Genomic DNA, 9,620 nt, shown 5'->3' with positions numbered 1-9,620 from the left:
CGGCGCGCCGTCCGCGCACTCTCCTCCGGCTGGCAACAGGGGACGACCCCCGCTTATTCCGCTCGCGCCGCGCCCCCGCGGCGTACTCACACCTGCACGACCGGCTCCCTGGTGAACAGCGCGCCCAGTTCCGGGGCGTTCACCCGGCGGTCGGCCAGGCGCAGCCCCTCCCAGACCGTGACCTGGTTGGCGGTGAGGACCGGCTTGCCCAGCTCCTTCTCCAGGGCCGGGATGTGGGCGATCGTGTGCAGGGCCGTGTCCGGCAGGAGCAGCGCCTGGGCGTCCGGGGTGTCGGCCCCGCGAGCCAGGGCGAACAGCTCGGCCTCGCCCCAGGCGCCGACCTCCGCCGCCGTGGCGGTCCCGGAGCTGTGCGCCCCGGTCACCTCCGCCCCGCCGGCCCGCAGGAAGTCGACGAAGAGCGCGGTCACATCGTCCGGGTAGGTGGCCCCGACGGCGACCCGCCGCACCTCGATCTCCTGCAGCGCGTGCACGAAGGCGAAGGACGTGGACGACGCGGGCATCCCCGCCGCCCGGGCCAGGGAGCGCACCTGCTCGTGGGCGCCCTCCCAGCCGTGCACGAAGCTGCCGCTGGTGCAGGCCCACACCACGGCCTCGGCACCCGAGAGCCGCAGGTCCCGCAGCCCGGCCGCCAGCCGCTCGGGCGAGCCCATCTCCCGCAGCGCGTCCGTCCGCAGCGCGCCCGCCCGGTGCGCGTCCACGCCGATGTCGGTGTGCACCAGGTCCACCCGGATGTCGCTGCCCAGCAGCTGCTCGATGCGCGGATAGTCGTCCTCTGCGGAGTGGCCCGGGTAGAGGAATCCCAGTGCGGTCATGACCAGCCTTCCTGCTGCTTCTCCTTCTCCGGTCCCACGGCGCCGGGCACCTGGCCCGGCAGCGCGGTCCCGGAGCGCGCCGTCACGTCGACCAGCGCCTGATACGGTCCCACCGCTCGGGTACCCAATCGGCGCAATGCCGCCCACCCGGTCACCTGGTTGGCCGAGATGAGCGGTATGCGAAATTCTGCCTCCGGCCGCGGGATCAGGTCGCAGGCCGGCGGGTGGGTGCACGACGGGGACAGCGCGTCCGCCGCGCCGTGCCGACCGCGCACCGCCGCCCGCCGGGCCCCGTCCACCGCCTCCCGGCGGGTGACCTCGCCTCGCACGTCGCACGCGCCCACGACGCCGCCGACGAAGCCGCCCGACGCGCAGGCGTGGGCGACGCCACCGACCCCGCGCCGCGGACCCGGTCCGCCGGGAAGGGAGACGTCCCTGTCGGCACCGGCCTCACGCGGGGGGCGGGACGAGCACGCGACGGACCGCGGGAACGACCGTGTTGACGACGGTGGGTTCGGGTGCGAGCGTGGTCAATCCGCGCATCCCGGAGCATCCCGGACCCACGGAGACTCCCGGCCATCCCGGAGGAACGGCGGCCCATGACCACTCCCACGCTGCTCGTCCTGGGCGCCGATCCGCTCCCCCGTCTCGGCCGGCTCACCGGCCGGGTCCGGATCGAGCACGCCGACGCCTCGACGCTCGCCGAGCGCCTTCCGCACGCGGACGTGCTGCTGGTGTGGGACTTCACCTCCCACGCGGTCCGCGAGGCGTGGCCCGGCGAGGGCCCCCGTCCGCGCTGGGTGCACACGGCGAGCGCCGGCGTGGACCATCTGCTCGGTCCGGAACTGGCCGCCTCCGACACGGTGGTCACCAACGCGCGCGGCATCTTCGACCGGCCGATCGCCGAGTACGTCGCGGCCCTCGTCCTCGCCTTCGCCAAGGACCTGCCGCGGACGCTGGAGTTCCAGCGGGAGCGGACCTGGCGGCACCGGGAGACGCGCAGGGTGGCCGGAACGCGGGCCGTCGTGGTCGGCTCCGGGCCGATCGGCCGGGCGATCGCCGGCACGCTCACGGCGCTCGGCGTCACCACCGCCCTGGTCGGCCGCGCCCCGCGCGCCGGCGTGCACGGCCCGGACGACCTGGACCGGCTGATCGCCGGCGCGGACTGGGTGATCGCCGCCGCGCCCCTCACCGACCGGACGCGGGGCATGTTCGACGCCCGCCGCTTCGGCGTGATGCAGCCCTCCGCCCACTTCGTCAACGTCGGCCGCGGGCAGCTGGTCGTCGAGGAGGCGCTCGCCGAGGCACTGCGGCGGCGCTGGATCGCGGGCGCGGCGCTGGACGTGTTCGCGTCCGAGCCGCTCGCCCCCGACAACCCGCTGTGGCGGGTGCCGGGGCTGGTCGTGTCGCCGCACATGAGCGGGGACACGGCGGGCTGGCGGGACGAGCTCGCCGCCCAGTTCGTGGAGTTGTACGACCTGTGGGCGGCGGGCAGGCCGCTGGTGAACGTGGTCGACAAGCAACGCGGGTACGTACCCGGCCCCTGACGCCCCCGGGAGGGTGGATGACCGAGCTCGCCGATGACCTCACCGCACTGAGCGCCGTACGGCTCCTTGACGGCTACCGCAGGGGCGGGTTCAGCCCGGTGGACGTCACCCGCGCGGCGCTGCGGCGGGCCGAGGAGATCCAGCCGGAGCTGAACGCGTTCGTCCGCCTGTTCACCGAGGACGCGCTGGAGCGGGCCCGGGCGTCCGAGCGGCGGTGGCGGCGCGGGGAGCCGTGCGGGCTGCTGGACGGGGTGCCGGTCACGGTGAAGGACCTCCTGCTGCTGCGCGGCGCCCCCACCCTGCGCGGATCACGGGCGATCGACCCGGCGGGCGGCCGCTGGGACGAGGACGCCCCCGCGGTGGCCCGGCTGCGGGAGCACGGCGCCGTGTTCCTCGGCAAGACGACGACCCCCGAGTTCGGCTGGAAGGGCGTGACGGACTCCCCGCTCAGCGGCGTCACCCGCAACCCACACGATCCGACACGCACCGCCGGCGGCTCCAGCGGGGGCGCGGCGGCGGCCGTGGCGCGGGGCGCGGGACCGCTGGCGCTGGGGACGGACGGCGGCGGCAGCGTCCGCATACCGGCGGCGTTCTGCGGGATCTTCGCGCTGAAGCCGACGTACGGGCGGGTGCCGCTCCACCCGGCGAGCCCCTTCGGGACGCTGGCGCACGTCGGCCCGATGACCCGGGACGCGGCGGACGCGGCGCTGCTGATGGACGTGATCGCCGTGCCCGACTCCCGCGACTGGTCGGCGCTCGGACCGGCGCCGGAGTCCTTCGCGGCGGGGCTGGCGGACGGGGTGCACGGGCTGCGGGTGGCGTACTCGCCGTCGCTGGGCGGGCAGGTGGCGGTGCGGCCGGCGGTCGCGGCGGCGGTCCGGCGGGCGGTGGAGCGGCTGGCCGGGCTCGGCGCGTACGTGGAGGAGACCGACCCCGATCTCACCGAGCCGGTGGACGCCTTCCACACCCTGTGGTTCACCGGGGCCGCCCGCGCGGTCCAGCGCCTCTCCCGGAAGCAGCGGGAAGGGCTCGACCCCGGGTTGCGGGAGATCTGCGCCGCCGGAGCCCGGTGCTCGGCGCTGGACTACCTGGCCGCGGTGGACGTCCGCACGGACCTGGGGCACCGCATGGGCCGTTTCCACGACCGCTACGACCTGCTGGTCACCCCCACCCTCCCGATCACGGCGTTCGAGGCGGGCGCGGAGGTGCCGAAGGGGTCGGGTCACCACCGCTGGACGGGCTGGACCCCGTTCACCTACCCCTTCAACATGACCCAGCAGCCCGCCGCGACCGTCCCCGTCGGCACCGACGCCGACGGGCTGCCGATCGGCCTCCAGCTCGTGGCCGCCCGCCACCGGGACACCCTGGTGCTGCGCGCGGCCCACGCGCTGTACGAGGCCGGGGTGGCGACCGGGGGTTAGGCCCGCCGGAAGCCGGGCGTCTCCCCGCCGCGCCGGTGCGCCACAGGTCGTTGCAGGCGCCGGCCCCTCCCCCGCCTGTCCCCGGACGGGAGAGGGGGCCCGGTGCGGTGCCCGCGCGGGAGAAAGAGCGGAGATCCCCCGGAAGGGCGGTGACGGTCGGATTCTCCGGCGGTGGCTCGGATTCCGCGAAAGGCGGGAAAAGGGCGTGGATATCGTTGCGCACCTGTTTGGCGTGATATGCGTCACCGGTCGGCGGGAGGGAATTCCAGACGGCGGCGCGGGTGCCGGGCGCCCGGTCGTCGAGCAGCCGGGCCGTGCAGACGGCATCGCGTCTGACCAGCGCATTCCCGCGGCAGCGGTCAGCCGCGCGTCCCGTGGTCCCGCGCCGGTCAAGACGGCCCGGCCGCCGAACGGGGCCGGAACTGGCCGGAATAACCCGCATCGCATCGGGTAGCCGCGCCGCCATGGCTCCACCACTGCACCCATTCAGACGACACCGGAAACCCTCCGGGCCCTCACGCCGGTCGCTGCTCGCGGGGGTCGCGGCGCTCGGCGCACTGGGTGCCGCGGGCTGTTCCCGCGTCCCCACCGAGGCGAGTACGAACGGCGGTGACCTGCTGGATCGCCTCAGGGCGACGGGCGTCGTCCGCCTGGGCATCGCCGGGGAAATACCCTTCGGCTACATCAACAAGGACGGTGAACTCACCGGCGAGGCACCGGAGCTGGCCAGGGTCATCTTCAAACGGCTGGGCGTGGACCGGGTCCAGCCCGTGCCGACCGAGTTCGGCTCGCTGATTCCGGGGCTGAACTCCCAGCAGTTCGACGTCGTGGCCGCGGGGATGTACATCAACCCCGACCGCTGCGAGCAGGTCATCTTCTCCGACCCCGACTACCAGATGCTCGACTCGTTCATCGTGCGCAAGGGCAACCCGAAGGGGCTGCACAGCTATCAGGACGTCGTCGAGAAGAAGGCGAAGTTCGCCACCGGCACCGGGTACGCGGAGATCGCGTACGCGGTCGAGGCCGGGTACCCGGAGAGCGACATCCTGATCGTCCCCGACCAGGTCGCCGGGCTGAACGCGGTGGAGGCCGGGCGCGTGGACGTCTTCGCCGGCACCGCGCTCACCACCCGCGAGGTGGTGAAGAAGTCGAGCAAGGCCGAGGTCACGGAGCCGTTCCGGCCGATCGTCGGCGGTGAACCGCACGTCGACGGCGGCGGCTTCGCCTTCCGGCCCACCGAGACGAAGCTGCGGGACGCCTTCAACGTCGAACTGCGGAAGCTCAAGGAGAGCGGCGAACTGCTGCGCATCCTCAAGCCGTTCGGGTTCACCGAGGACGAGATGACGGATCTGACCGCGAAGGAGCTGTGCGGCGGATGACCTCGGGACTCTGGGAACTCGTACTCGAAGGCGTCTGGGTCACGATCCAGCTGCTCGTCCTCAGCTCGCTGCTGGCGACGGCGGTGTCCTTCGTGGTCGGTGTCGCGCGCACCCATCGGCTGTGGATCGTCCGCTTCCTCGCGGGCTTCTACACCGAGGTGTTCCGCGGGACCTCGGCCCTGGTGATGATCTTCTGGGTGTTCTTCGTGCTGCCCCCGGCCTTCGGCTGGCAGCTGGTGCCGCTGTGGGCGGGCACGCTGGCGCTCGGTCTGACCTACGGGGCGTACGGCTCGGAGATCGTGCGCGGCGCGCTCGCCGCGGTCGACCCGGCCCAGCGCGAGGGCGGTATCGCGCTGAGCTTCACGCCCTGGCAGCGGATGAGGCTGATCCTGCTGCCGCAGGCGGTGCCGGAGATGATCCCGCCGTTCTCCAACCTGCTGGTCGAGCTGCTCAAGGGCACCGCCCTGGTGTCGATCATGGGCATGGGCGACCTGGCGTTCAGCGGCAACCTGGTGCGTCTCGCGCTGCAGGAGAGCGCGGAGATCTACACCTACATCCTGCTGATCTACTTCGTGATCGCCTTCCTGCTGACCCGTCTGATGCGCGGCCTGGAGAAGAAGCTGAAGGCCGGGGCCGGCAAGGCGCCGGCCCGTGGGGCCGACGTGGAGCCGAAGCGGCCCGAGGCCAGCGGCGTGGGAGGTGCGGTCCGATGAAGTGGGACTGGAGCGCGGTCGTCGATTTCCTGCCGTACTTCTGGGACGGTCTGCTGGTCACCCTGCAGATCCTGGTCCTCGGCTCGCTGATCTCGTTCGTGCTGGGTCTGGTGTGGGCGCTGCTGATGCGGGTGCCGACGCGCTGGGTGACCTGGCCGGTCGGGGCGGTGACGGAGTTCGTCCGCAACACCCCGCTGCTGGTGCAGCTGTTCTTCCTGTTCTACGTGCTGCCCGAGTGGGGGATCACCTTCTCGGCGCTGACCACCGGCGTCTTCGCCATCGGGCTGCACTACTCGACGTACACGATGCAGGTCTACCGGGCCGGCATCGAGGCCGTGCCGGTGGGCCAGTGGGAGGCGGCGACGGCGCTGAACCTGCCGCCGCGCCGGACGTGGACCGTGGTGATCCTGCCGCAGGCCGTGCGCAGGGTGGTGCCCGCGCTCGGCAACTACGTCATCTCGATGCTGAAGGACACGCCCCTGCTGATGGCGATCACCGTGCTGGAGATGCTCGGCGAGGCGCGGCTGTTCTCCCAGCAGAACTTCCAGTTCACCGAGCCCCTGACGGTGATCGGCGTGGCCTTCATCGTCATCTCCTACCTGGCCTCCCTTGCCCTGCGAGCCCTGGAGCGACGCCTTGTCCACTGACACCCGCACCCCGTTCGAGAAGAAGCCCGACAGCCCGCGGAGCACCGGCGAGCTGATCCGTCTGGAGCAGGTCACCAAGCGGTTCGGGGACCACACGGTCCTGGACCACCTGGACTTCTCCGTGGACGCCGGCAAGCACGTCACCCTGATCGGTCCGTCCGGGTCGGGCAAGACCACGATCCTGCGGCTGCTGATGACGCTGCTGAAGCCGGACGAGGGCACCGTCACCGTCGACGGGGAGCAGCTGTTCCCCGCGCCCGAGAAGCAGGTCCGCGAGATCCGCAAGAAGATCGGGATGGTGTTCCAGCAGTTCAACCTGTTCCCGAACATGACGGTGCTCAGGAACATCACCGAGGCCCCGGTCACCGTGCTCGGCCTATCCAAGGACGAGGCCGAGGAGCGGGCGCGGGAGCTGCTGGAGATGGTCGGCCTGACCGACCACCTGGACAAGCACCCCGCCCAGCTCTCCGGCGGCCAGCAGCAGCGGGTGGCGATCGCGCGGGCGCTGGCGATGCGGCCGCAGGTGCTGCTGCTGGACGAGGTGACCTCGGCGCTGGACCCGGAGCTGGTCGCGGGCGTCCTGGACGTGCTGCGGGACATCGCCCGCTCCACCGACATCACCATGCTCTGCGTGACCCACGAGATGAACTTCGCCCGGGACATCTCGGACCAGGTGCTGATGTTCGACTCGGGCCGGATCATCGAGGCGGGCGCGCCGGAGAAGATCTTCAGCGAGCCGGAGCACGACCGGACCCGGGAGTTCCTCAGCGCGGTCCTGTGACCACGGGGCGTACCCGGGCCGACGTCCCGGGGCTCCGCTCTGGCGCATACCCCTGGCATATGCCAGGGGTTCTGCCGCGCAGTTGGGAGGGCCGCATTCTTGTCAACCCCCGCTTCCGTGAAGCCGTTTGACGGCTATCGTGGAGGGGATTCGCTGACCGGATTGCGGCCCCGAGAGCGCACAGGGGGAACCGTGGCGCTGAAGCACGAGCCGACCGCCCCGCACCACTCGGTCCAGGACGCCCTGCGCGTCCTGGAGACGGTGGCGCGGCGCACCACAGGAGTCACCGACACCGAACTCGCCCGCGAGACCGGCCTCGGCACGGAGCGGTTGACCGCGCTCCTGCGGATGCTGCGCCGCGAGGCCTACGTCGCGCAGACCGCCGACGGCACGTACGTCACCGGGCCGGCCTTCGCCCGCCTCGGCTCGGCCCAGGGACACGAGGAGGCCCTGCGCGACACGCTCCAGCACACCCTGGACCGGCTGCGCGACTCCGTGGGCGCCGCCGTCTACATGAGCCGGTACGTGGACGGCGAGGTCAAGGTCACGCAGTACGCCGACGGCCCGGCCACCCCGAAGGTGAACGAGTGGGTGGACTTCCGCTGCTCGGCGCACGCCACCGCGCTCGGCAAGAGCCTGCTCACCCAGCTCGACCACGACGGCCGCCGCGACCACCTCGCCCGGTACCGGATGGCCCGGCTCACCTCGCGCACCATCACCAGCGACAAGCTGCTGCTCTCCCGGCTGGAGGCGCAGCCGCCCACCGTCCCGGTCCTGGACCTCCAGGAGTACGCGGTCGGCACGGTCTGCGCGGCCGTCCCGATCACGGCCGGCTCCTCGGTGGGCTGCCTGGCCCTGTCCCTGCCGGTCCAGCACGCCCACCGGCTGCGCCAGGCCGCGGACACCCTCAACCGCAACGCGGCCCCGGTGCTGCTCTCGCTGGCGATCTAGCGGGACCCGCCCGTGGCGGCGTGGTCGGGAGCACCCCCGGAGCCGGGTATTATTTACTCCGTCGCCGACCGCGAGAAGCGGACGGCGGGAGTCATGCGCCGCTAGCTCAGTTGGTTAGAGCAGCTGACTCTTAATCAGCGGGTCCGGGGTTCGAGTCCCTGGCGGCGCACACCGAAGGGCCTCTCGTGGGAGCGAGAGGCCCTTGTGCGTTGCCCTCCGGCGCCCGCACCGGCGCCGGAGGCTCCTCTTAGAACGTGACGTCCGAGCAGGCGTAGAACGCGTTGCCCGTGTCGTGGACCGTCCACACCGCGAGGATGACGTGGTGCCCGCTCAGCCCGGACGGCAGTCGGCCGCTGTGCGAGAGCGTCTGCGGCGGCTGCTGGCCGTTGTAGGGCACCGTCAGGAACGGGGTGAGGTTGAGGTCGGACCGGGACAGCTTGTGGTTCTGGTTCCAGCCCGGCTTGGTGACGTAGTACCTGAAGTCGGTGGTGGCGTGCCTGGCCGTGAACTGCCACCGGAAGGTGTAGCTCTGACCGCCGCTCACCCGGGTGGTGGGCCAGGCCCCACCCGAGGGCGTGGTCGGGTTGTCGAGCTGGGCGAACCGCGTGTTGTTGGCCGAACAGAGCTGTCCGTCGGCGGGTCCGGAGGCGGGGAAGCCCTTCGGCCCCTCGACGCTCTGCGGCTCCCACTGGATGGCGCCGCAGTTGCTCACTGAGCCGTTCTGGCAGAGCTTCTGCCGACTGACCGGCAGATCGGTGTAGCCGTGGCCGCTGGCACCACCGGAGGAGAGCACGAGCGCTCCGGTCGTGGCCAGTCCCACCGCGGCTGCGTACAGCTTGGTCCGTGTGCGCATGCTGCCGCTCCTGGAGGACGTGGGGGAAGGTGAGGCGTGCAGGTAGGTCTAGACCAAGTCACAGAGTAGGGTCGTGAGCTGAGCATGTCCATACCAATCACGGGGTCCGTTCCCCGGCCGTTCACGGCCCCGTCTCCCCCCGTCCCGCGCAGAACGCCACCGTCAGGTCCTTCACCAGCACCTTGCGTTCGTAGTCGTCCAGCTCCACCAGCCCCCGCATGGTCAGCCGGGTCACCGTGTCCTCCACCGAATCCACGACCGAGGTCAGCATGCTCGCCCGGTGCTGGGCGTCCAGCGCGGCGATCCGGCGCCGGTGCATCGCGGCGGCCACCTCGGGCGCGTACTCCACCCGGACCGGCCGCACCGCGAACACCTCGAGTCCCACCGGCGCGGTGTCCTGAGCCACCAGCCGGGTCAGCGCGTCCTCCGTCACGTCCGCCGCGCCCTGCCCCGCGCCGGGCGCCGCCACCGGCACCCGGCGCGGGGCAGGGCGCG

The 9,620-nt window shown here is 72.3% G+C and carries 9 protein-coding genes, 1 tRNA gene and 3 pseudogenes; 8 read left to right on the top strand and 5 right to left on the bottom strand.

Annotation, left to right across the window (positions count from 1 at the left end; translation table 11 throughout):
- Positions 1-86 precede the first annotated feature (86 nt).
- Together B7L92_RS29875 and B7L92_RS44045 are read right to left on the bottom strand one after the other, a co-directional pair.
- A complete protein-coding gene (locus B7L92_RS29875; protein WP_081240477.1) occupies positions 87-833 on the bottom strand; it encodes a maleate cis-trans isomerase family protein in 747 nt (248 codons plus the stop codon).
- A pseudogene (locus tag B7L92_RS44045) lies at positions 830-1,153 on the bottom strand (decarboxylase); the annotation flags it as partial. The gene B7L92_RS29875 and the pseudogene B7L92_RS44045, both read right to left, overlap by 4 nt.
- Positions 1,154-1,432: 279 nt before the next feature.
- On the opposite strand from B7L92_RS44045, the gene B7L92_RS29865 reads away from it, so the two are divergent.
- On the top strand, positions 1,433-2,380 hold the full coding sequence (locus B7L92_RS29865; RefSeq protein WP_081240475.1) for a D-2-hydroxyacid dehydrogenase: 948 nt from the start codon (positions 1,433-1,435) through the stop codon (positions 2,378-2,380).
- Positions 2,381-2,397: 17 nt separating this feature from the next.
- A complete protein-coding gene (locus tag B7L92_RS29860; RefSeq protein ID WP_081240474.1) occupies positions 2,398-3,801 on the top strand; it encodes an amidase in 1,404 nt (467 codons plus the stop codon).
- Between the two features lie 172 nt (positions 3,802-3,973).
- Here the strand turns inward: B7L92_RS29860 and B7L92_RS43975 are convergent.
- Positions 3,974-4,243, bottom strand: a pseudogene (locus tag B7L92_RS43975) (DUF3830 family protein); the annotation flags it as partial.
- Positions 4,244-4,265: 22 nt separating this feature from the next.
- On the opposite strand from B7L92_RS43975, the gene ehuB reads away from it, so the two are divergent.
- The 6 genes from ehuB (at position 4,266) to B7L92_RS29825 (ending at position 8,441) form a co-directional block, all read left to right on the top strand.
- Positions 4,266-5,180, top strand: coding sequence for an ectoine/hydroxyectoine ABC transporter substrate-binding protein EhuB (ehuB, locus tag B7L92_RS29850; RefSeq protein ID WP_081240473.1), 915 nt, complete (start codon positions 4,266-4,268; stop codon positions 5,178-5,180).
- Entirely contained in the window at positions 5,177-5,893 is a 717-nt protein-coding gene (gene ehuC / locus B7L92_RS29845) for an ectoine/hydroxyectoine ABC transporter permease subunit EhuC (protein WP_081240472.1), read from the top strand. Before ehuB ends, ehuC begins: the two co-directional genes overlap by 4 nt.
- On the top strand, positions 5,890-6,540 hold the full coding sequence (gene ehuD, locus B7L92_RS29840; RefSeq protein WP_081240471.1) for an ectoine/hydroxyectoine ABC transporter permease subunit EhuD: 651 nt from the start codon (positions 5,890-5,892) through the stop codon (positions 6,538-6,540). The genes ehuC and ehuD overlap by 4 nt, the downstream gene beginning before the upstream one ends.
- Positions 6,530-7,321, top strand: coding sequence for an ectoine/hydroxyectoine ABC transporter ATP-binding protein EhuA (ehuA, locus tag B7L92_RS29835; RefSeq protein ID WP_081240470.1), 792 nt, complete (start codon positions 6,530-6,532; stop codon positions 7,319-7,321). The genes ehuD and ehuA overlap by 11 nt, the downstream gene beginning before the upstream one ends.
- 192 nt (positions 7,322-7,513) lie before the next feature.
- A complete protein-coding gene (locus tag B7L92_RS29830) occupies positions 7,514-8,272 on the top strand; it encodes an IclR family transcriptional regulator (protein WP_081240469.1) in 759 nt (252 codons plus the stop codon).
- Between the two features lie 95 nt (positions 8,273-8,367).
- A tRNA-Lys gene (locus B7L92_RS29825) sits at positions 8,368-8,441 on the top strand.
- Positions 8,442-8,519: 78 nt separating this feature from the next.
- Here B7L92_RS29825 and B7L92_RS29820 read toward each other — a convergent pair.
- Positions 8,520-9,125 carry a lytic polysaccharide monooxygenase auxiliary activity family 9 protein gene (locus B7L92_RS29820; RefSeq protein ID WP_081240468.1) on the bottom strand — a complete coding sequence of 202 codons (606 nt, stop codon included), beginning with the start codon at positions 9,123-9,125 and terminating at the stop codon, positions 8,520-8,522.
- A gap of 121 nt (positions 9,126-9,246) precedes the next feature.
- Positions 9,247-9,620, bottom strand: a pseudogene (locus B7L92_RS29815) (SPFH domain-containing protein); the annotation flags it as partial.

It is taken from the genome of Streptomyces viridosporus, assembly GCF_002078235.1.
Classification (GTDB): Bacteria; Actinomycetota; Actinomycetes; order Streptomycetales; family Streptomycetaceae; genus Streptomyces; species Streptomyces viridosporus.
The sequence above is the reverse complement of the archived record's forward strand: the minus strand, read 5'-3'. Positions and strand labels throughout refer to the sequence as shown.